General features: G+C 63.5%; 20 protein-coding genes. 14 read left to right on the forward strand and 6 right to left on the reverse strand.

Annotation, left to right across the window (positions count from 1 at the left end; translation table 11 throughout):
• The first annotated feature begins 291 nt into the window (after nt 1–291).
• From EKO19_RS35405 to EKO19_RS35460, 12 genes are all read left to right on the forward strand, one after another.
• Complete coding sequence (locus tag EKO19_RS35405; RefSeq protein WP_129782148.1) at nt 292–1,386, forward strand: porin; 1,095 nt, start codon at nt 292–294, stop codon at nt 1,384–1,386.
• A gap of 28 nt (nt 1,387–1,414) precedes the next feature.
• On the forward strand, nt 1,415–2,704 hold the full coding sequence (urtA, locus tag EKO19_RS35410) for an urea ABC transporter substrate-binding protein (RefSeq protein ID WP_129782149.1): 1,290 nt from the start codon (nt 1,415–1,417) through the stop codon (nt 2,702–2,704).
• Nucleotides 2,705–2,813: 109 nt separating this feature from the next.
• The gene (gene urtB / locus EKO19_RS35415; RefSeq protein ID WP_217705818.1) at nt 2,814–4,406 is read left to right on the forward strand and encodes an urea ABC transporter permease subunit UrtB; all 1,593 of its coding nucleotides are present in this window, start codon (nt 2,814–2,816) and stop codon (nt 4,404–4,406) included.
• Nucleotides 4,407–4,408: 2 nt separating this feature from the next.
• Entirely contained in the window at nt 4,409–5,536 is a 1,128-nt protein-coding gene (gene urtC, locus EKO19_RS35420) for an urea ABC transporter permease subunit UrtC (protein WP_129782150.1), read from the forward strand.
• Nucleotides 5,533–6,360 carry an urea ABC transporter ATP-binding protein UrtD gene (gene urtD, locus EKO19_RS35425; RefSeq protein WP_129782151.1) on the forward strand — a complete coding sequence of 276 codons (828 nt, stop codon included), beginning with the start codon at nt 5,533–5,535 and terminating at the stop codon, nt 6,358–6,360. Before urtC ends, urtD begins: the two co-directional genes overlap by 4 nt.
• A 14-nt stretch (nt 6,361–6,374) precedes the next feature.
• The gene (urtE, locus tag EKO19_RS35430; protein ID WP_129782291.1) at nt 6,375–7,067 is read left to right on the forward strand and encodes an urea ABC transporter ATP-binding subunit UrtE; all 693 of its coding nucleotides are present in this window, start codon (nt 6,375–6,377) and stop codon (nt 7,065–7,067) included.
• Complete coding sequence (locus EKO19_RS35435) at nt 7,064–7,885, forward strand: urease accessory protein UreD (protein ID WP_129782152.1); 822 nt, start codon at nt 7,064–7,066, stop codon at nt 7,883–7,885. The genes urtE and EKO19_RS35435 overlap by 4 nt, the downstream gene beginning before the upstream one ends.
• A gap of 12 nt (nt 7,886–7,897) precedes the next feature.
• Entirely contained in the window at nt 7,898–8,200 is a 303-nt protein-coding gene (locus EKO19_RS35440; protein ID WP_129782153.1) for an urease subunit gamma, read from the forward strand.
• Between the two features lie 20 nt (nt 8,201–8,220).
• Nucleotides 8,221–8,526: an urease subunit beta gene (locus tag EKO19_RS35445; protein ID WP_129782154.1), complete on the forward strand. Its 306-nt coding sequence runs from the start codon at nt 8,221–8,223 to the stop codon at nt 8,524–8,526.
• Nucleotides 8,523–10,226 (forward strand): urease subunit alpha, encoded by a 1,704-nt coding sequence (ureC, locus tag EKO19_RS35450; protein WP_129782155.1) that lies wholly within the window; start codon nt 8,523–8,525, stop codon nt 10,224–10,226. Before EKO19_RS35445 ends, ureC begins: the two co-directional genes overlap by 4 nt.
• Before the next feature lie 13 nt (nt 10,227–10,239).
• On the forward strand, nt 10,240–10,701 hold the full coding sequence (ureE, locus tag EKO19_RS35455; RefSeq protein WP_129782156.1) for an urease accessory protein UreE: 462 nt from the start codon (nt 10,240–10,242) through the stop codon (nt 10,699–10,701).
• Nucleotides 10,688–11,356, forward strand: a complete 669-nt coding sequence (locus EKO19_RS35460; protein WP_129782157.1) for an urease accessory protein UreF — start codon at nt 10,688–10,690, stop codon at nt 11,354–11,356. Before ureE ends, EKO19_RS35460 begins: the two co-directional genes overlap by 14 nt.
• A gap of 166 nt (nt 11,357–11,522) precedes the next feature.
• On the opposite strand, the gene EKO19_RS35465 is transcribed toward EKO19_RS35460, so the two are convergent.
• Complete coding sequence (locus tag EKO19_RS35465) at nt 11,523–12,467, reverse strand: S1C family serine protease (protein WP_129782158.1); 945 nt, start codon at nt 12,465–12,467, stop codon at nt 11,523–11,525.
• 130 nt (nt 12,468–12,597) lie between these two features.
• On the opposite strand from EKO19_RS35465, the gene EKO19_RS35470 reads away from it, so the two are divergent.
• Together EKO19_RS35470 and EKO19_RS35475 are read left to right on the forward strand one after the other, a co-directional pair.
• Entirely contained in the window at nt 12,598–13,491 is an 894-nt protein-coding gene (locus tag EKO19_RS35470; protein WP_129782159.1) for a S1C family serine protease, read from the forward strand.
• Between the two features lie 20 nt (nt 13,492–13,511).
• On the forward strand, nt 13,512–14,039 hold the full coding sequence (locus EKO19_RS35475; RefSeq protein WP_129782160.1) for a helix-turn-helix transcriptional regulator: 528 nt from the start codon (nt 13,512–13,514) through the stop codon (nt 14,037–14,039).
• Between the two features lie 28 nt (nt 14,040–14,067).
• Here EKO19_RS35475 and EKO19_RS35480 read toward each other — a convergent pair whose 3' ends face one another.
• The 5 genes from EKO19_RS35480 to EKO19_RS35500 are packed head-to-tail and all read right to left on the reverse strand — an operon-like array spanning nt 14,068 to nt 21,983.
• Nucleotides 14,068–14,943: an amidohydrolase family protein gene (locus EKO19_RS35480; protein ID WP_129782161.1), complete on the reverse strand. Its 876-nt coding sequence runs from the start codon at nt 14,941–14,943 to the stop codon at nt 14,068–14,070.
• Nucleotides 14,940–16,340: a vanillate/3-O-methylgallate O-demethylase gene (gene ligM / locus EKO19_RS35485; RefSeq protein ID WP_129782162.1), complete on the reverse strand. Its 1,401-nt coding sequence runs from the start codon at nt 16,338–16,340 to the stop codon at nt 14,940–14,942. The genes EKO19_RS35480 and ligM overlap by 4 nt, the downstream gene beginning before the upstream one ends.
• Complete coding sequence (locus EKO19_RS35490; protein WP_129782163.1) at nt 16,337–17,641, reverse strand: LysR family transcriptional regulator; 1,305 nt, start codon at nt 17,639–17,641, stop codon at nt 16,337–16,339. Before EKO19_RS35490 ends, ligM begins: the two co-directional genes overlap by 4 nt.
• Nucleotides 17,642–17,654: 13 nt before the next feature.
• Entirely contained in the window at nt 17,655–19,772 is a 2,118-nt protein-coding gene (locus EKO19_RS35495) for a 3-hydroxyacyl-CoA dehydrogenase NAD-binding domain-containing protein (protein ID WP_129782164.1), read from the reverse strand.
• A 15-nt stretch (nt 19,773–19,787) separates the two neighbouring features.
• Nucleotides 19,788–21,983, reverse strand: coding sequence for a TonB-dependent receptor (locus tag EKO19_RS35500; protein ID WP_129782165.1), 2,196 nt, complete (start codon nt 21,981–21,983; stop codon nt 19,788–19,790).
• Between the last annotated feature and the right edge of the window lie 58 nt (nt 21,984–22,041).

A 22,041-nucleotide genomic window follows, 5' to 3' on the forward strand; every position in this document is an offset into this window, starting at 1 on the left:
GTACCAGCAGAAGCAAGCGATATGCCAGCGACGCTCCGCAGCTGCGATGAGTTCGCGGCGTCGGGTCGGTGCCACTTCGAGGTGCAACGCGCCTCCGCGCCTGCACAGGGTTGGATCATGCCTGGCTCACGCCGGCTGTCTCTACGTCAAACGCCCCAGGGGGAGCGGCACGAGTACGTCAAATGACGCGTACCCCCATCAGCCGAGCGCGCATAGCGTTGGTTGCAAGGAAGTCGACCCCCAGCCCTCTGGCCAGGGCAAACAATCAACCAACGAAGCAGGGAACCGTCCATGCGACTGACATCGATCCACTACCAAACCGCTGCGAGCTTGCGTGCCGCCGCCATCGGCGCCGCGCTGACAGCGGTACCTGTGAGCAGCGCGCTCGCGGCGGAGGTGAATTTACCGCCCGTCTCCGTCGGCGCCGGGGTGCGCTCGAGCTTCACCTACACCAATCCGGATGTCGGCGAGGACATCAGCGATTTCGAGCTGAACAGCGCGCGCATCTACATCAGCGGCAAGGTGACCGAGAACATCAGCCTGATGTTCAACACCGACTACAACGCCGGCGGCGCGACGCCGGAATCCATGCGTGTCATCGACGCCGTCGCGCAGTTCTCGTTCTCGGATCAATTCAACATCTGGGCCGGCCGCTTCCTGCCACCGAGCGACCGCGCCAACCTCTATGGCCCCTACTACGCCAGTCATTGGGGCGTGTACCGCGACGGCGTGCAGGATGGCTATCCCTTCGAGACCGAAGGCCGCGACGACGGCGTGATGTACTGGGGTCAGTTCGGCATCGCCAAGGTCTCCGCCGGCGCCTTCGACGTCCAGGGTCTCACCAAGGGCAGCTCGGATGTGTTGTATGCCGGACGCGTGCAACTGGATTTCTGGGATCCGGAGTCAGGGTATTACCTGAACGGTACTTACTACGGCGAGAAGGATCTGCTCGCGGTCGGTGTCGCCGCTCAGACCGCCGCGGGCGACAACGCCTACTCCGTCGACTTCCTGCTCGAGAAGAAGCTCGGCAACAGTGGCGTCGTCACGGTCGAGGCGGAGTACGCCAGGTACGACGGCCTGGGCGGTTATCCCAGCCCGCTTGCGACCGCCTATGAGTCGAGCGACGGCTACTACCTGCTCGGCGCGTATCTGTTTCCACAGACCGTGGGCATCGGCAAGTTCCAGGTGCTGGCCAAGGTTGGCGAGTCGACCTACGACTACCAGTTCGGCAGCGACGTGGATCAGACCACCACCGAGCTGAACCTGAACTATCTGATCAAGGACTTCAACGCGCGCGTCAGCCTGTTCTACATCGACTCCAGCTTCGATCCCAACCTGGGGCGCGACAACACCCAGATCGGCGTCGGCCTGCAGGTCCAGCTCTAATCGCATCGCTCTCGCGGAGAAAATATTCATGAACAAATTCAAAGTGGGCGGACTGGCGAGCATCGCTGCCGCCGTGGCTCTCCTGGCTGCAACGGCCGCGCAAGCCGCCGACACCATCAAAGTCGGCGTGCTTCATTCGCTGTCGGGCACGATGGCGATCTCGGAAACCACCCTCAAGGACACCGTGCTGATGCTCATCGAGGAGCAGAACAAGAAAGGCGGCATCCTCGGCAAGAAGCTCGAAGCGGTCGTGGTCGACCCCGCCTCCAACTGGCCGCTGTTCGCCGAGAAGGCCGAGCAGTTGCTGGTGAAGGACAAAGTGTCGGTCGTGTTCGGCTGCTGGACGTCCGTCTCGCGCAAGTCGGTGCTGCCGGTGTTCGAGAAGAACAACGGCCTGCTGTTCTATCCGGTGCAGTACGAGGGCGAGGAATCCTCGAAGAATGTGTTCTACACCGGCGCCGCGCCCAATCAACAGGCCATTCCCGCGGTCGACTATCTGATGAACGACGTGGGCGTGAAACGCTGGGTGCTGGCCGGCACCGACTATGTCTATCCGCGCACCACCAACAAGATCCTCGAAGCGTACCTGAAGGCCAAGGGCGTGAAGTCCGAGGACATCATGATCAACTACACGCCCTTCGGTCATTCCGACTGGCAGCGCATCGTCGCGGACATCAAGAAATTCGGCTCAGCGGGGAAAAAGACCGGCGTGGTCTCCACCATCAACGGCGACGCCAACGTGCCTTTCTACAAGGAGCTCGGCAATCAAAAAATATCCGCCGAGGACATTCCGGTGGTGGCCTTCTCGGTCGGCGAAGAAGAGCTCTCGGGCATCGACACCAAGCCGCTGGTCGGACACCTCGCGGCCTGGAACTACTTCATGAGCGTCGACACGCCGGCCAACGCCGAGTTCATCAAGAAGTGGCGCGCCTTCATCAAGAACAACAAGCGCGTCACCAACGATCCGATGGAAGCGCACGTGATCGGTTTCAACATGTGGGTCAAGGCCGTGGAGAAGGCCAAGACCACCGACGTGAACAAGGTCATCGACACCATGGTCGGCATCGAGGTGCCGAACCTGACCGGCGGGGTCGCGAAGATGCTGCCGAATCATCACCTCACCAAGCCGGTGCTGATCGGCGAAGTGCGCGCCGACGGTCAGTTCGACACCGTGTGGCAGACCCAGGGCCTGGTACCGGGCGACGCCTGGTCGGACTTCCTGCCGGGCAGCAAGGACATCGAGGCCGACTGGGTCACGCTCAAGTGCGGCAACTACAACACCAAGACCAAGAAGTGCTCCGGGCAGAACTACGAGTGACGAGTTGGCAGTGACATTCTCGAGTCGCACGATGCAGGCGGTCCCGGGCACACGTCCGGGACCGCGCTTTGTTCCCCCTTCCGGCCTGGGATGGCTGGTTCTCGTCTTGATGATGGGAATGCTCTGGCGGCCGGCGGCGGCTGCTGAAACGCCGAGCTTCGAGCAGGCGCTCAGCGGCCTCGCCACCAGCAACTTCAAGGAGAAGGAGCGCGCCGTGGGCGACGTCATCGCCGTTCGTCACGCGAACACGCGCGTCGTGTTGAACGCACTGCTCGAAGGCAATCTGTACTATCGAAAGTCCGATCGACGCGTGTTCATCGGCACCGCGCAGGACGCGAATCTGCAGCTGCAGGATCCCGTCACGCTGTCTCCGGCCGGTACGACGGAGCCGTCGGAATATTCCAAGATCACGACCAACAATCAGTTGCGCAAGACCTTGAAGAGCGCGCTGGCGAGCTTCGATCTCGCCGACGCCGACCCGCAGGTTCGCCTGGCTGCGGTGAGCGAGATGCTGCGCTCCCTGGACGCGGATGGCGTCTCCATCCTGCGCGCTCGTGAAGGCACCGAGCCGGATGAGGCCGTTCGAGAGGCCATCCGCACCGGCCTTGCCATTGCGGATCTGGACGGCGAGGACGCTGCGATCCGGCTCGCGGCGGTCGAACACCTCAAGGGCAGCTTGAACCCAGAAGTGTTCAACCGGCTGACCGCCATCGTCACGCCGACCGACGCCGGCAGCTATGCGGAACCCGATGAGAAAGTACGCAGCGCTGCGCGGGTCGCGCTTGCCAGCATCGAGCGCTGGCGCAGCTTGTTTGGAACGCTCGAAACATTGTTCTTCGGCATGAGCCTGGGATCGGTGCTCGTGCTCTCCGCCATCGGCCTTGCCATCACGTTCGGCGTCATGGGCGTCATCAACATGGCGCACGGCGAGCTGATGATGCTCGGCGCCTACACCACGTACGTCGTGCAGCTGCTGATGCCTCAGCACATCGGGGCGTCGGTCCTCGTGGCCATTCCTGTCGCGTTCGTCGTGGCCGGCGGCGTCGGCGTCGCGATCGAGCGCGGCATCGTCCGCTTCCTGTACGGGCGCCCGCTGGAAACATTGCTCGCGACGTTCGGCGTGAGCCTGGTGCTCCAGCAGCTCGTGCGCGACATCTTCACCGCCAACAACCGCCCCGTGGAAACACCGCAGTGGATGGCGGGATCGCTGCAAGTCAACGAGGCGCTGTCGATCACTTACAACCGTCTGTATGTCGTGCTGTTCATGGTGATCGTGTTCGTGATCCTGCAGCTGGTGCTGAAGAGGACCTCGCTGGGCCTGAAAGTCCGTGCCGTCGCTCAGAACCGCGCGATGGCGAAATCCATGGGCGTGCGCACCGAATGGGTGGACGCCCTCACCTTCGGGCTCGGCTCGGGCATCGCCGGAGTCGCGGGCGTGGCCTTGAGCCAGCTCACCAACGTCGGTCCCAATCTCGGCCAGAGCTACATCATCGACTCCTTCATGGTCGTCGTGTTCGGCGGTGTGGGCAATCTGTGGGGCACGCTCATCGGTGGCATGTCGCTCGGCGTGGTGAATCAGGTGCTCGAACCCTACGCGGGGGCGGTGCTCGCCAAGATCCTCGTGCTGATCGCGCTGATCCTGTTCATTCAGCGACGCCCACGCGGCCTGTTTCCGCAGAAAGGCCGGGCGGCCGAGGGTTGAGCATGCGGATATCACAGAATCCGGGGACTGCGCTCATCGCCGGCGATCGCGGCACGCAATTGTTTCTTGCGTTGCTGCTCACCGTTGGCGTGGCCGCGCCCATCATGCATCTGGCCTTTCCCGAAGACTCGGCGCTGCATCTGTCCACCTACACGATGACTCTGCTCGGCAAGTACATGACCTATGCCCTGCTCGCCATCGCCGTCGATCTGGTGTGGGGATACTGCGGCATCTTGAGCCTCGGACATGCGGCGTTCTTCGCGCTGGGCGGTTACGCCATGGGCATGTATCTGATGCGACAGATCGGCACACGCGGCGTCTACGGCGATCCGGTGCTGCCGGACTTCATGGTGTTCCTGAACTGGAAAGCGCTGCCCTGGTTCTGGCACGGCTTCGACCTGTTCTGGTTCACCGCCGCCATGATCATCCTCGTGCCGGGACTGCTGGCACTGGCCTTCGGCTGGCTGGCGTTCCGCTCGCGCGTGACCGGCGTGTATCTGTCCATCATCACGCAGGCGCTGACCTATGCGCTGATGCTCGCCTTCTTCCGCAACGACATGGGCTTCGGCGGCAACAACGGTCTGACGGATTTCAAAGAAATCCTCGGTGCCGACATCAACGCCCCGGCAACGCGAGTCGCCCTGTTCGTGGCGTCGGCAATGGCACTTGGCCTCGGCTATCTTTGCTGTCGTTACCTCGTCCTGTCGCGTGCCGGGCGTGTCGTGCAGGCCATTCGGGATGCCGAAAGTCGAACGCGATTCATCGGCTATCGCGTCGAGACGTACAAATTGTGGGTGTTCGCATTCTCCGCGGTGCTCGCGGGCATCGCCGGCGCCTTGTATGTCCCTCAGGTCGGCATCATCAACCCCAGCGAATTCCAGCCGATCAATTCGATCGAGGTTGTGATCTGGGTGGCGGTAGGCGGCCGCGGCACGTTGTATGGCGCGGTGGCCGGTGCACTGATCGTCAACTACGCGAAAACCTACTTCACCGCGGCCATCCCGGAACTGTGGCTGTATGCCTTGGGTGCGATGTTCGTGATCGTCACGTTGTTTCTACCCGGAGGCGTCGTGGGACTCGCCGATCGATTCTCGCTGCGTCGACGCGACGCGCGCACGGTGACCGCATGAACGCCAGCGCCGTGCTTCGTAACGGCTGGCAGAAAGTGTTTGGCGCCGGCGCCCGCAGCGCCCGTCCCATTCCGGGCGACGCCTCGCACGGCACGATCCTGTACCTGGAAGACATCAGCGTCAGCTTCGATGGCTTCAAAGCCCTGAATGCGCTGACGCTGTACATCGATGCGGGCGAGCTTCGCTGCATCATCGGACCGAACGGCGCCGGCAAGACCACGCTGATGGACGTGATCACCGGCAAGACGCGTCCCGATGCAGGCTCGGCCTGGTTCGGCCAGACCACCGATCTGCTGACGCTGACGGAGCCGCAGATCGCCGAAGCCGGGATCGGTCGCAAGTTTCAAAAGCCCACAGTGTTCGAGCAGCACTCCGTCCTGGAGAACCTGGCCCTCGCGGTGGCGGGCAACAAGACGATCTGGACGACGCTCGTCTCCCCGCTCAGTCGCGTGCAACACGAGCGTATCGAAGCGGCGCTCGAGACGATTCATTTGCAGGATCGTCGCGACATGCGCGCCGGCATGCTCTCCCACGGTCAGAAGCAGTGGCTGGAGATCGGCATGTTGCTGGCACAGCAGCCGCAGCTGTTGCTCGTCGATGAGCCCGTCGCCGGGATGACGCCGCAGGAGGTGGAGCGCACGGCCGAGCTGCTGCTGTCCCTGGCAGGCAAACATTCGGTCATGGTGGTCGAGCACGACATGGACTTCGTTCGCTCCATCGCCCGCAAGGTCACGGTGCTGCACGAGGGACACGTGCTCGCGGAGGGCACGATCGATGAGGTCCAGAGCGATCCGCGCGTCGTGGAAGTGTATCTGGGCGAGTGAGATCAATGCAGACCCTGTTGGAAATCCGGCGCCTCAATCAGTTCTATGGCGGCAGTCACATCCTCTGGGACGTGGATTTGAGCATCCACGCAGGCTCGCGCCTGTGTCTCATGGGGCGCAACGGCATGGGCAAGACCACCCTCCTTCGTTGCATCATGGGACTGCTGCCGGCCAGCGGCGAGTTGCTGTACGAAGGTCAAAACATCACCCGCCTCGCCGCCGACCGTCGTGCCACGCTCGGCATCGGCTATGTTCCTCAGGGCCGCGAGATCTTCTCTCAACTCACGGTGGAGGAGAATCTGCGCATCGGTCTGTCCGCGCGTCGTCACAGGCTTCGCGATATTCCGGAGCAGATCTTCGAGCTGTTTCCGGTGCTGAAGAAGATGTTGCGCCGGCGCGGCGGCGACTTGTCGGGCGGCCAGCAACAGCAGCTCGCCATCGGCCGCGCACTGGTCCTCGAGCCGCAGTTGCTGATCCTGGATGAGCCCACCGAAGGCATTCAGCCGAACATCGTGCACGAGATCGGCGACATCATTCTTCGTCTCAACCAAGAGGCGAAACTCACGGTGTTACTGGTCGAGCAGAAACTGCCGTTTGCCCGACGCGTCGCCAGTGAGTTTCGTATTCTCGACAAAGGTCGGGTCGTCGCAGGCGGTGACATCCCGCAGCTGACCGACGATCTCGTGCGACAACACCTCACCGTATGAGCGCCGAGCAAGAAGCGCTCAGCACGCCGGGATGGCGCGCGCACCTCCAACTCACCTTCGCTCGGCCCGCGCAGCGCACCTGCCTCATCGAGCGACAGCATCGAGGCCCGCTGCTCGTGCAGCGGCCGTTCTATCCCGAGGGTGAGGTGTGCCATGCCTACATCGTCCATCCGCCCGGCGGCATCGTCGGCGGCGATGAGCTGCAGCTGGACGTAGACGCACGCGATGCGGCTCACGTCCTGCTGACCACCCCTTCGGCCGCAAAGTTTTATCGCAGCGACGGCCGCACGGCCCGGCAACGGCAAACATTGCGAGCGGACGAGGCGACGCTGGAGTGGCTGCCACAGGAGAGCATCTTCTATCCACAGGCCCGGGTTCGCAGCACGACACGCATCGAACTGGGAGCGCACGCGAGGTTCATCGGTTGGGAGATCGCCTGCCTGGGCCTGCCGGCACGGCATCAACCGTTCGATGCCGGCGAGCTGCGGCTGACGCTGGAACTGTGGAGAAATCGAGCGCCACTGCTGATCGACAGGCTGCGCATCGACGCCGGCAGCCATCGGTGGGGCCTGGGCGGTCACGAGGCAATCGGAACGCTGCTTGCCTGCCCGGCGACGCGCGCGATGGCGGATGCCGTCCGATGTTTACAACCATCCGGGGTCGAGTTGGGCGTCACGCTCGTAGACCAGGCGCTGGTCTGCCGCGCGCTCGCCGCGCAGGCGGAGCCAATCAAACGCGCCTTCGTCGAAAGCTGGCAGCGCCTGCGACCGCCACTGCTCGATCGCCCGGCGGTGCTGCCGAGAATCTGGGCGACCTGAACGAGACACGACATGGAACTGACGCCGAGAGAAAAAGACAAACTGCTGATCTTCACCGCCGCGCTGCTCGCCGAACGGCGCCGGGCCCGTGGCTTGAAATTGAACTACCCCGAGGCCGTGGCGCTGATATCGGCGGCGATTCTGGAAGGCGCCCGTGACGGCAAGAGCGTCGCCGAGCTCATGAGCCATGGCGCGACCCTGCTCACGCGTGAGGATGTGATGGAAGGCATTCCCGAAATGATTCCCGACGTGCAGATCGAGGCCACATTCCCCGACGGCACCAAGCTCGTGACCGTTCATCAGCCCATCCCCTGAAGCTTCCGAGGCGAGCGCGCATGACACCCGGTGAGATGTTTCCTGAGGCGGGCGAGATCGAGCTCAATCGCGGCCGCGCCACGGTCACGGTCAACGTGGCCAACGCCGGCGACCGACCGATCCAGGTCGGCTCGCACTATCACTTCTTCGAGACCAATTCGGCATTGCACTTCGATCGCGCAGCGACACGCGGCTATCGTCTGAACATCGCCTCGGGCACCGCGGTCCGTTTCGAGCCCGGTCAGGAGCGTGAAGTCGAGCTCGTGGCGTACGACGGCGAGCGCGTGGTCTACGGATTCAATCAACGGGTGATGGGAAAGTTATGACCTCCATCAGCCGCTCTGCTTACGCCGAGATGTACGGCCCCACCACCGGGGACCGCGTGCGCCTCGGCGATACCGAATTGATCGTCGAGGTCGAGCGCGATCACACGATCTATGGCGAAGAAGTGAAATTCGGCGGCGGTAAGGTCATTCGCGACGGCATGGGACAGAGCCAGCGCACTGCCGCCGACGTGGTCGACACCATCATCACCAACGCGCTGATCCTCGATCACTGGGGCATCGTCAAAGCCGACATCGGCATCAAGGAGGGCCGCATCGTCCGCATCGGCAAGGGCGGCAATCCGGACGTGCAGCCTGGCGTGGACATCGTGATCGGCGCCGGCACGGAAGTGATCGCGGGCGAAGGGCTCATCGCCACCCCCGGCGCCATCGATTCGCACATCCACTTCATCTGCCCGCAGCAGGTCGAAGACGCCATGATGTCCGGCGTCACCACCATGATCGGCGGCGGCACGGGGCCCGCGACCGGCACCAACGCCACCACCTGCACCTCCGGTCCCTGGCACATCGAGCGCATGTATCAGGCCGTCGAAGCGCTGCCCATCAACTTCGGCCTGCTCGGCAAAGGCAACGCCAGCCTGCCCCGAGCGCTCGAGGAACAGATCGAAGCGGGCGTGATGGGACTGAAGCTGCACGAAGACTGGGGCACGACGCCCGCCGCCATCGACAACTGTCTGGCGGTCGCCGATCGCTACGACGTGCAGGTCGCGATTCATACCGACACGCTGAACGAATCCGGCTTCATCGAGGACACCCTCGCCGCCTTCAAGGGCCGTGCGATTCACACCTATCACACCGAAGGCGCCGGCGGTGGCCACGCACCGGACATCATCAAGGCCTGCGGTGAAGCCAACGTGCTGCCCTCCTCCACCAATCCGACGCGGCCGTATACGGTGAATACCATCGATGAGCATCTGGATATGCTGATGGTGTGCCATCACCTCGACCCGGGCATCGCCGAAGACGTGGCGTTCGCGGAGTCGCGGATCCGACGCGAGACCATTGCCGCTGAAGACATCCTGCACGACCTCGGCGCCTTCTCGATGATCTCCTCGGACTCCCAGGCCATGGGCCGCGTGGGCGAAGTGATAACGCGCACCTGGCAGACCGCGCACAAGATGAAGATACAGCGTGGATCGCTCGCGCCGGACACCGCGCGCAACGACAACTTCCGCGTGCGTCGCTATCTCGCCAAATACACGATCAACCCGGCGCTGACACACGGCGTCGCGCACGAGGTCGGCTCCATCGAAGCGGGCAAGCTGGCCGACATCGTCCTGTGGCGACCGGCCTTCTTCGGCGCCAAGCCTGCGATGATCATCAAGGGCGGCATGATCGTCGCTGCGCCCATGGGTGATCCGAATGCGTCGATTCCCACGCCGCAACCGGTGCACTACCGGCCGATGTTCGGGGCGCTCGGTCGGGCGCGCACGGCCACCTCCGTGAGCTTCGTATCGAGCGTGGCGCTCGAGAACGGCATGGCCGCGCGCCTCAAGCTCGACAAGAGACTGGTCGCCGTCCGTGGCACGCGCACCGTTCGCAAGCGCGACCTGATCCTCAACGACTACCAGCCGAGGATCGACGTGGACTCACAAACCTATGAAGTGCGCGCCGACGGCCTATTGCTGACCTGCGAGCCCGCCACGGTGCTGCCGCTGGCGCAGCGCTATTTTCTTTTCTGATTCGAAGCCGCCTGTGCTCACTATCACCCGCAAACTGTCCGATGCCAGTATCGCCGCCGACCTCGAGCTCGTGCTGCCCTTTCAGCTGCGGACCAAGAGTCGCCTGCGAACCGCGCTCGGCAGTGGTGAAGAAGTCGGATTGATCCTCGAACGTGGCTCGATCCTCCGCGGTGGCGAATTGTTGCTTGCCGACGATGGCCGTATTGTCAAAGTCGTTGCGGAGCCGGAGATCGTTTCGACGGTCCATGCACCCGATCCTTTGGCCTTGTGCCGGGCGAGCTACCACCTGGGCAATCGTCACGTCGCCTTGCAGATTGGCGAGGGCTGGCTTCGTTATCAGCACGATCACGTGCTGGATGAAATGGTCCGCGGCCTCGGCCTCGTCGTCACGGTGGAAGAAGCGCCGTTCGAGCCGGAGGCTGGCGCCTACGGCGGACACTCGCACGCCCCGCTCGCCCCGCATGCGCACGGATAGCACGCGCCTGCTTCGCATCCTGCATCTGGCCAGCCCGGCCTTACCCATCGGCGCATTTCATTTCTCGCAAGGCCTGGAATACGCGGTCGAAGCAGGCTGGGTGCAAGACGAGCACGGCGCGCTCAGCTGGATCTCAGGCGTGGCGCGAAATGCGATTGGCACGCTCGATCTGCCTGTACTACTTCGTCTGTATCGTGCCGCCACCGCAGGCGATGACGACGGCCTGCAACGTTGGGATCAATTTCTCCTGGCGGCACGAGAAACCGAAGAGCTGCGCGCGGAGGACCGCCACATGGGCTCGGCACTCGCGCGCATTCTCAAAGAGCTTGGCGCCTTGAGCTCGAGCCCGAACGCGCCGCCTGGCTATGCTCGGATGTTCGCCGTCGCCTGCGCTCACTGGCAGATCGCTGAGAGCGAAACGTTGCAGGCTTACGCATGGACGTGGACCGAGAATCAGGTACTCGCTGCCGTCAAACTCGTGCCACTCGGCCAGAATGCCGGACAGCGCCTGCTACATGCCCTCGTGCCGCTACTGGAGCAGATTGCGATCCAGGCGCTCGCCATCGACGATGAAGACATCGGCGCCTGCGCGCTCCTGCAAGGGCTCGCGAGTGCTCGCCACGAGCATCAGTACACGCGGCTGTTCAAATCCTGAACCCGCGTTGGATTCGCGCGCGAGAGCTCCTACAGCTCCTGCGCGGATAAGCTCAAACTCTGCCCGCGTCCTCAGCACGGCGTGTTTGATGACCGGCTCGCGCGAATAGAAATCGATCCCGCGCGCATCCGTCAATATCACACCTCAACGAGCGCAGTCCGCGCGCTCAACCGAGATTCGGCCTGATTGCCAGATCGAGCAATTTCCCGCGCCGAAGTACACGGATGCGGATCTCGCGCGCGGCAAGCTCCGCCGTCAGTAACCGATGCAGATGGTCGAGGCCTGCAATCGACGCGCCATCGAAGTCGAGCAGCACATCGCCGCGTTCGAGCTTGGCACTCGCGGCGGCTCCGTCCGACTGAACCTCGAGCACGAGAATGGCCGTCTGCACCTGTCGTTGCAGCGTGCGTTGAATGCGTCGATCGAGTGTGATTGTCTGGCCTGCGAGCCCGAGACGACTCCTGCGCACGCGCCCCTCGCGCATCAGCGTCGCCGCGACGTTCGCTGCGATGTCGATGCCGATCGCGAAACAGATTCCCTGCGCTCCACCGGCGATGGCGGTGTTGATACCGACCACCCGGCAAGCGCCGTCGACCAGCGGACCGCCGGAGTTTCCTGGATTCAGCGGCGCATCGGTTTGAATCACGCTTTCGACGAGTCGCCCCGAGCCGGTTCGCAAGCTGCGACCGAGCGCGCTGACGATTCCAGCAGTTACCGTGGCCTGATAGCCCAGCGGATTGCCGATCGCGACCACGAGTTGCCCGACACGCAATGTCGACGAGGTGCCGAGCGTTGCATATGCGAATCCGCTGCCCGTCAGACGCAGCACCGCGATGTCGGTTTCAGGATCGTCGCCGACGAGCGTGGCACTGACTTCCCGGCCGTCCGTGAGCGTGGCGGTGAGTTGGCTTGCGCTGCCGGCCACGTGACTGTTCGTCAGCAAATATCCATCGGGCGTGTAGAGCACGCCAGAGCCCACACCGAGCGGACGGCCATTCGATGCGCGAGCCGTGATGCTCGCAACGGCCGGGCTCACGCAGTCAAACGCCTGCGCGACGAGCTCAGAGTAGGGATCGAGCGCTTCCGGCTCGATGCGAGGTGCGGGAATCATGGTCCGATGTTCGCGCGCCTCGTGGAGGCAAGCACCTGGCCAGATGACCGGTCTCCCCGGTCATCCGACCGATGGGCACGACCGCTCACTCGCGCGCAGGCTTCTACCCTGATCTCCCGAAGGCCGCGCCATGAACCTAGAACCAAACAGTCTGCAGCTACACTCACAGGCCATCGAAGCGATCGTCGCGGCGGCGAAGACTCGCGTGGTCGCGATTCGAAATGCCAGCCATCGACACGTCACCGGCCTCCTCTGGCAGCCGGATGTGATCGTTGCATCCGAGCAGGCCATCGGCGAGCGCGACGAGTATGAGGTCGTGGCCACCGGCCATTCCTCACGCGCGCAGATCATCGGGCGCGACGCCGGCACGAACATTCTCATCCTGCGAACGAGCGAGCGCATCGACGTGAGCCCGTGGAGCCCGGCAGTACCGGCAATCGGCGGCGTGGCGCTGGCGCTGGCAGCGAACAGTGACGGCACACCGGCCGTGCGCGCCGGCATCGTGCGTAGTGTCGGCGATCGCTGGTTCAGTCGCGCTGGCGGGCGCATCGATCAACGGATCACCCTTGATATTCGGCTCCATCGCACCGAAGAAGGAGGACCTGTCGTCGATGCATCGGGTGCCTTGATCGGCATGTCGACGCTCGGCCGCCCCGGCGAGGTACTCGCAATTCCGACGGCGACGCTGAACCGCGTCGTGCCTCAATTGCTGACGAACGGACGAGTCGCGCGCGGCTGGCTCGGCGTTGCCCTCCAACCGATTGCCGTGCCCGATGCGCTCGTCGACCAGGCCGGCCAACGAGTCGGCATGATGGTCATGTCAGTCGCGGAGCGAGGGCCCGCCGCGACAGCGGGCGTGACCGCGGGCGATATTCTATTGACGGTCGATGGCATCGCCCTGCGAGGCATGCGCCCGCTCGCGGCACGACTGAGTGAGGAAAACATCGGCCAATCCGTAGAGGTCAGACTCATACGCGGCGGACACATCCAAAACCTGGCAACGCAGATCGGAACTCGGCCATAAGCGTCCCGGCGAGCGACGCAATGCCGCTTCTCGTCGGCGTGCTGGCCACGGACGAGACGCGGCGCGCGGTGCTCACAAAGCTCGTCGAAGGCGCTGGTCATCGCGTCGTCGCGACTGCTCAACCGGACGTGCTTGTCTGCGATACGAAACAAGCATCGGCCCCGCGACCGACTCTGCTGTTCAGCGACCAAAGCTCACCCACCGAAAATCGGCTGCCGTGGGATGCCTCCCCGCGCCAGATCGATGCGGCGCTTCGTGCTCTCGCCGCCGGCCTCTCGATCCGACTCGCCCGGTCAGCGTCACGCCGCGGCTTCGAGGAACTCACAGAGTCCGCGGTTCAAAGCATCCTCACGCCGCGCGAGCTCGACGTGATCGACGCCATCGGCGCGGGCCTCAGCAACAAGGCCATTGCGCGCGAGCTCGCGATCTCGCTTCACACCGTCAAATTTCATATCGAGTCGCTGTTACGCAAGCTCGGCGCACGCACCCGGGCAGAGGCCGTCGCCAAGGCGCTGGAACGGCGCAGGAAAGAGACCGTCGAGCTGTGAGCGGCCGCCTGCGCCGGCGAGCCGGCGCTCACCTCAGGCGCAGCGCCTGAATCGCGTTCTCTTTCAGGATCAGCGGCCGCACCTCCGGCTTGAAGCCGGCCTCCGCGAAATCTTTCATCCATCGATCCGGCGTAATCAACGGGTAGTCCGAGCCGAACAGCATCTTGTGCTTGAGCTGGCCATTGGCGTACTGGATCAGCTGCGGCGGAAAATACTTGGGCGACCAGCCCGACAGATCGATATAGACGTTCGGCTTGTGCAGACAGACCGACAGTGCCTCGTCCTGCCACGGCCAGGAGGGATGCGCGATGATGACGTTCATCTCGGGGAAATCCGCCGCGACGTCGTCGAGATGGATCGGGTTGGAATATTTCAGCCGCAGTCCGCCGCCGCCCGGCATTCCGGTGCCGATGCCCGAGTGGCCGCTGTGAAAGATCGCCGGCAGCCGGTGCTCGGCGATCACCTCGTATAGCGGATATGCCAGGCGATCGTTCGGAAAGAAGCCCTGCGCGGTCGGATGGAATTTGAAGCCGCGTATGACACCGTCCTTCAACAGCGCCCTGGCCTCGCGCACGCCCATCTTGCCCTTGTGAGGATCGATGCTGGCGAACGCGATCATCATGTCGGCATTCTCGCGAGCGGCGTCCGCCACTTCTTCGTTGGGAATGCGACGCGCGCCGATCTGATGTTCGGAATCGACCGTGAACATCACCAGTCCGATCTTGCGCTCACGATAGTAGGACACGGTCTCGGCGATGGTCGGCCGGCGGCTGCCGGCCTTGAAATAGACGCTGGCGGCTTTCTCGTACTCCTGCCACACCTCATCTACCGGACAGCGACAGGACACCTCGGCGTGGGTGTGCACGTCGATCGCAATCAGTTCATCGATGTTGAAGGACGTCATGACTGCTTGCTACGCCAGCCCTGGTGATAACCCTCACGGGCATCGCGAGCGTAGGGAACCGGGGCGACTTTCACACGCACTTCGAGCTGCGTATGACGTTCGACCGTGGCCTTGTTCGTGCCGCCGTTCTCCTCTCCCCACAGTAGCGTGAGCTCCTCGCCCACGTTGATGTCCGCATCGACCACACCCAACGACAGTGCGCGGCGCTCGTTGAAGCTGGTGCCGCCAAACATCGAGAAACCCACCACCCTGCCGCCCTTCAGCACCGCATCGTAAGACGAGGAGCCGTAGTTGAAGTTCGGAATGTCCATGTACTTGTAGCTCGGCATCGAGGGATCGAACATGGAACGATAGATCTTCGCCAGATCCTCGGGATGCCATTCGAACGTGACCTTCTTGCGCTGAGGCTCGTGCTGCAATTTATCCAGCGCCTCGCGCCCGACGAAGTCGTGATCGAACTTCACGAACGGGCCGTAGCCCAGCGCATAGGGTGTCAGGTAATAGTCTTCGATGTCGTTGGAGACGAAACTGCCCGCGATGGAACCGGTGGCTTCGTAACCGGTCGCGGGCAACCACTCTCGATATGCCTTCATCTTCTCGCCGGAGTAAACGGCCGGCAGCGGCGACGGAATCCAGCCGGATTCCAGCGTATTGGTCGAGTAGGCACGCGCGCCCACCTGCACCAGACCAAACTCCTCGCCCGCCGCCAGGATCACTTCGCGAATCTCATCGTACTGCTCGTACGGCCCCCACAGCTCCAGGCCCGGCTCGCCCGCCATGCCGTGACGCAGGCACCGTACCGCCTGGCCCTTGATGTTGATGCGATCCATCGAGAAGAACTTCACCTCGGGCAACGGTCCGCCATTCAACTTCGCGAGGATCTGCGCCGCCTTCGGTCCCTGGATCTGGTAGCGATAGTGCCGGCGCGTCACCGCCTTGCCCCGCGGATAGGACGGCGAGCGATCGTCGCGAATCGTGGTGACGTTGAAACCGCCGGTCTCCGCGTGGAACTGCATCCAGTTCACCGTTGGCGCGCGACCGACGAACAGCAGCTCGTCCTTGTCGAGATAGAACAGAATGCCGTCGCCGATCACGTAGCCATCATGGCTGCAGGGAACCATCTGCTTGGCGCGGTTCGGCTGGAAATTGTTGAAGCTGTTGATGGTGAGATAGGAACACAGCTTGAGCGCGTCAGGTCCCTTCACCGTGAACTCGGCCATGTGATGCGTCTGATCGAACAGCACGGCGGTCTCGCGCCAGCCGCGCTGCTCATCGCGCCAGTTGCTGAACTCATACGGGACGACGGGGTAAACATACGCCCCGATCTTCGAGTTACGCAGCAGCTGCACCGGATTGCCTGCCTGCTTCAAGACCCCTTCCAGATTCGTCGGCTTCATCGTCTGGTCTCCACAGTGTGTCCGTCTTTCATTTCATCGCCCACGGCGCGCAGGTGACGCAGCAGTGCCTGCAAACCCACCGAGCGTTTGGCGTCGGCGCGCGTGGTGATACCGATCGGGCGTTCGCTGCCGCGCATGTCGATGGGCAGCACCGACAACATGCCGTGCAGCTCCTCATAGTGAATCTGGTTGCGCGAGAGAATTGAGAGCCGGTCGCTTTCGATCAGCAACGCCCGTAGCGCAACCAGTGCATTGGACTCGATGGCATGCTTCGGCAGCGGCAAACCGGCCGCGAGCATGACCTGCTCGAACGCCTTGCGCGATGGCGCAGCCTTGTACGGCAGCACCCACTCGCAATCGATCACGTCGGCGAGCTTTAGGGACCCAGCCTGAGCGAACGGATGTCCTTTGCGGCCAACCACCGAGAGCAGGTCTTCGAACAGCTTCTCCTGCACGATGTCGCTGCAGGGAATCGGATAGCGCAATACCCCGACCAGCAGATCCACATCCCCGCAGCGCAGGCTCTCGAGCATCGACTCGTACGTGCCTTCCAGAAGCGTGATCTGCAGGTCCGGATATTCCTGCTTCAACCTCGTTACCGCGCGCGGCACGAGCAGCGTGCTCGCGAGCGGCAAGGCGCCGACCACGATGCGGCCGCTGATGGTGCCGAACTGAGCCGCGATGTCGTCGCGCGCCAGTTGCAGCTCATGAAACATCAGCTTCGTTCGCCGGAGCACGATCTCCCCGGCCCGCGTCACCAGCATGCCACGCGCCGTTCTGATGAACAGGTTGGTTTCGACGATGCGTTCCAGCTGACGAATCGTCTGGGTCACCGAGGGCTGTGAGATATCGAGTTCCTGTGCGGCAGCGGTTTCCGTGCCATGAAGATCGATCGCCACCAGGGTTCGCAAGTGTCGACTGGTCACCTTCGCCCCGATGCTCGCGGTCGAGCGGCGCGATACACCGAGGTCGCTCAACTCCTGTTCGATGTGCGTCAGTTGCGCGAAGGCGCGCTGAGTGCGCTCGACGAGAATGGCGCCGACGGTGGTAGGAACCATTCCCTTCGGCGTTCGTGCGAACAGTTCGAGGCCGAGCGCCTGCTCCAGCTCATGAATCGCCCTCGTGACGGCGGGCTGCGTCAGATGCATCAAAGATGCAGCCTTGTGGACGGAGCCGCCTTGCGCGACGGCAACCAGCGCTCGCAGCTGTCTCATGTTCGGATCGATGCGAGCCGGCAACGGCCGCGACTGTTCGCGCACGGCATTCGGATGCAAGAGGATCGAGGCCACTTTGTTGCTCATGGCGCGTTCTCCTTCATCGTCCGGCACGCTCCCGGTCCCAATCGGCAAACGAGCGAACGTTCCGCGCGAGAGTTTCGATGAGCGGTGCGGGCCGCCAGTAGTCGCTGCGATTGTTCATGCGCGCGCCGTAGTGCCCGATGCGATCCAGGACATGCTTGAGGCCCAGGCTGTCGGCATGAAACATCGGACCGCCGAGGTGCCTCGGAAAGCCATAGCCATGTACCCACACCACATCGATGTCGGCCGCGCGCATCGCGACGCCTGATTCGAGCACCTGCGCTCCGACGTTGATGAGTTGCAGCAGGCATCGCTCGACGATTTCAGCAGGCTCGATCGCTCGGCGGACAATCCCGCGCTCCGAGGCCAATGTTTCAATGAGCGTGGCCACCGCCTCATCGGGCAGTGCCTGACGCTCGCCCGGCCGATATCGATAGAAGCCGGCGTGCGTCTTCTGCCCGAGCCGATTCATCGCCGTCAGCGTATCGGCAATCACAAAGTAGGGTTCGGGACGCGTCTCGCGTTTGAACAGCTCGATGCGCGTCTTGGTCCCGACATCGGTGCCGCCCAGATCGCTGACCCGGGCCGGCCCCATCGCAAACCCAAACGACTCCATGGCGCCATCGACCTGATCGGGCGTCGCGCCCTCCAGCATCAACAACTCCGCCTCGCGCCAGTAGCCGTCCAGCATCATCTTGTTGCCGATGAAGCCGAAGGCATCGCCCGCGACGACGCCAATCTTCTTCAACTGCTTGGCCAGCGTCAGCGCCCGCCCGAGCGCTGCCGGATCGGTCGCAGGCGCGCGCACGATCTCCAGCAGTTTCATCACGTGCGCCGGACTGAAGAAATGCAGCCCAACCACGCGCTGCGGATCTCGACAGGGCCGTGACAGCTCGGTGATGGACAACGTCGAGGTATTCGACGCCAGCACCGTCGACGCCGGCGTCAGCGCGGCGATCTTCGACAAGAGGGCCTGCTTGAGCGCGAGGTCCTCGAACACCGCCTCGATCACCACCTCGGCCTCGGCTGCGGCACCGAGGTCGAGCGAGTCCACGATGCGACCCCGTCGGCGCGCCGCCTCTTCATGCGTCAGTCGACCACGCGCCACGCTCGACTCGTAGTTCGAGGCAATCAACGCGAGCCCGCGTTCGAGCCCTTCGGCATGCGCATCGATCAGCGTGACGGCGATACCCGCATCGGCGCACGCCGTCGCGATCCCGCTGCCCATCGTCCCGGCGCCAATGACCGCAACCCTGCTGATCGAGGGCTCCGGCCCGACCCCAGGCACCTTGGATACCTGCCGCTCGGCGAAGAACAGGTGTCGCAACGCCTGGCTCTCCAGCGTCGCGATCGAGCAGTCGGCGATGCGACGTTCGATGGCGAGCCCGGCGTCGAAATCCGAGTGCGTGGCGGCGGTGAGCGCGTCCACCACGAGCTGCTGTGTCTTCCGTCCTTTCAGAGCCCGGGAATGTTTGCTCAGGACGGCGGCAATCCCCGCCTCATCAAAGCCTGTCACATCAACCATGCGAGCCCCGGTCGGACGAGGCGGTGCGCCCTGCCCGATCAGCTGCTCACAAAAGCGCTGTGCTCCCTGCATCAGATCCGCCTCGACGACCGCATCGACCAGCCCGAGCTGCAACGCTACGCCCGCCTCGACGGGAGCGCCAGACACAATCATGTCGAGCGCCGCCACCGCACCGATGACTCGCGGCAAACGTTGCGTGCCGCCGGCCCCGGGAATCAATCCCAGGGCGATTTCCGGAAACCCGAGCTTTGCATCCGCCGTCGCCACTCGATAGTGACAGGCCAGCGCAAGCTCCACACCACCGCCAAGCGCAAGGCCGTGCATCGCTGCGACGACCGGCTTGGTCGACGCCTCGATGGAGGCGAACACCGCCTGCAGGCTCGGCTCTGCCATTGGCCCGTCGAACTCGCCGATATCAGCGCCGGCCGAGAATGTCTTGCCGGCGCAGGCAATGACGATCACCCGCACCGACGCGTCGGCAAGCGCGGCACCGAGGGCATGTGACAGCCCGGCGCGAACCGGGGCTGCCAGCACGTTCACGGGCGGATGGTCGATCAGCAGGAAAGCGATCTGATCCCTGCAACGATACTGAACGGCCTCGGTCGGCATCGATCCGTCGCTCCTCTAGAACTTATAACCTGCCGTCACGCCATACGTGCGCGGCGGCAGATACGTGCCGGTGATGGTGCGTGCCGTGGACGTTACATAGATGCCGGACACGATCATCTCATCCGAAAGATTCTTGCCCCAGAAATTGAGCGTGAACTTGCCGCCGGCGCCGGTGTACAGCAGGTTCGCGTCGTACAGGGTGTAGCCGTCCTGGCCAGTGACCTCGTCATTGAACTCCGTGTAGTACTGTTTGTCCCGGCTCGACACCACGCCCGTCAACGCAAGCGAGGCGCCACTGGTCAGCGGCCACTCGTACGTCGCTGACACCTCCGCGGTCCAATCCGGCGTGTTGCGAGGACGATTGCCGGTCAGGTCCTCCGGCGGCAACGTCGAGCCGCCGGGCCCGAACAGCGCCGGATTGATCGGGTTCTGCGACAGGAACTTGTCGAAACGAATGTGATAATAGGTGCCGGCGAACGACATCTTGAAATGATCGGTCGCGATCCAGCGGGTCTCGAGCTCGACCCCTTTGCCGTCGGTGGTGGCCGCGTTCTCGAGTCGCGCCGCATAGAACGGCGGCGCCGTGATGGCGTAAGTTCGGTCGTACTGTGCGTCCTCGACTTTGTATTTGAACGCGGCGATGTTGAGCATCAGCGAGTCCTTCAACAGCCAGCTCTTCAACCCCGCCTCCACGTTCTGGATGGTCTCGGGATTCACGAGGTTGGGCACGCGCTCGCCCAGGTTCGCGGTGCCGCTCTTGAAGCCTTCGGAGTACGTCGCGTACAGCATGACCGCATCGGCGGGACGCAACTCGATACCGAGCTCCGGAGAGAAGTCGGAATAGTCTCGCGACGCCCGTCGCACCGGATCGTAGATGGCGGCCGGATCCACCGGGCTCGCCACCGCGAAATGATTCTCCATCGTGCGCTTCTCGGCGCTGTACCGAGCACCGGCCTTGATGGAAAACATCTTGGTCAGGTCATACGTGAAGTTCGTGAACAACGCCCACGCATCCACATCGAGCGTGGCTGGCACGATCACGCGAGAACGCGCCGGCTGTCCCACCGGGTCGCGACCCAGCAACACCAGGCTGTCGATGGCCTCGTTGAGGTAATAGGCGGCGGCGATGCCATGCAGCCGGTCGCCGTCATAGATGAGCTGCAGTTCCTGGGAGAACTGATCGTCGCCAATGGCCTGCAGCTGCGTCGTCGAAGTGGGCGCCGGCGGGAAGTTGCCATTGACCGTGTCCGAGACATCGAAGTCCTGGGTCAGCTGATCGTCGAACTCGCGATAGTTGGTCAGCGACTTGAACGAGATCGCATCGCTCATGCGCACCGTCAGCGTCGCGGTGGCCGCCCAGGTCTCGCTTTCGAACGTCGGCCGGAAGTCGCCGCCGGCATTGCGCGAGTGCGGCGACACGTTCGGCAGACCCGTCGCCCGCAGGCTCGGTAGCGGCGGATTGGGAAACATCGGCGCAATGAAGTGCACCGACTTGGTGTGATCGTCTTCCTTGGCGTACTCGCCACTCAACAGCAGATCCACGCCGTCGCCGAACTTGAACTGCAGGTGGCCGCGTGTGCCGATCACGTTGAGATCGTCGATGTCCTTGCCGGTGCCGGTGTGCTTGCCGTAACCGTCGTGATGTTGATAGTGAACGGCGACTCGGCCGAGCACGCTGTCGGTCAGCGGCCCACTCAGCGCGGAGTCCAGGCCGTAGCTCAGATCGCTGCCGCCAACCGACACATTGGTGTATCCGCCAAAGGTCTGCGTTGGCTTCGCGGTCACGAGGTTGATCGATCCGCCGGTGGCATTGCGCCCATACAAGGTGCCCTGCGGGCCGCGCAGCGCTTCGACCCGTTCGAGGTCGAACAGCGAGGCGAACTGCGCCGCCGCCTGCGCGACCACAGCGCCATCGACGTGCAGCGCGACCGACGGATCGATGCCCGCGAACGAGCTGTTCAAACCGACGCCACGAATGAACAGCTTCGCGAATGCGAAATCGTTGCCGAAAGTGACGCCCGGCACGCGGTGCTGCAGGTTCTCGAGGCTCGTAATGTTGCTGCGAAGAAGATCGTCCGCGGATACCGCCGTGACGGCGAGGCTCACATCCTGCAGCGACTGTTCGCGTTTCTGCGCCGTCACGATTATTTCTTCCAGCTCGGCGGCACGCGCCGTCAACGGCAGCGTCAACGTCAATGCCACAGCCATCATCGGAACTCGTCTTGATGAATACACGGCAGCCCCCCTGTCGTATCGACCCTGTTTATTC

This window comes from Peristeroidobacter soli (assembly GCF_004138485.1).
Lineage (GTDB): Bacteria > Pseudomonadota > Gammaproteobacteria > Steroidobacterales > Steroidobacteraceae > Steroidobacter > Steroidobacter soli.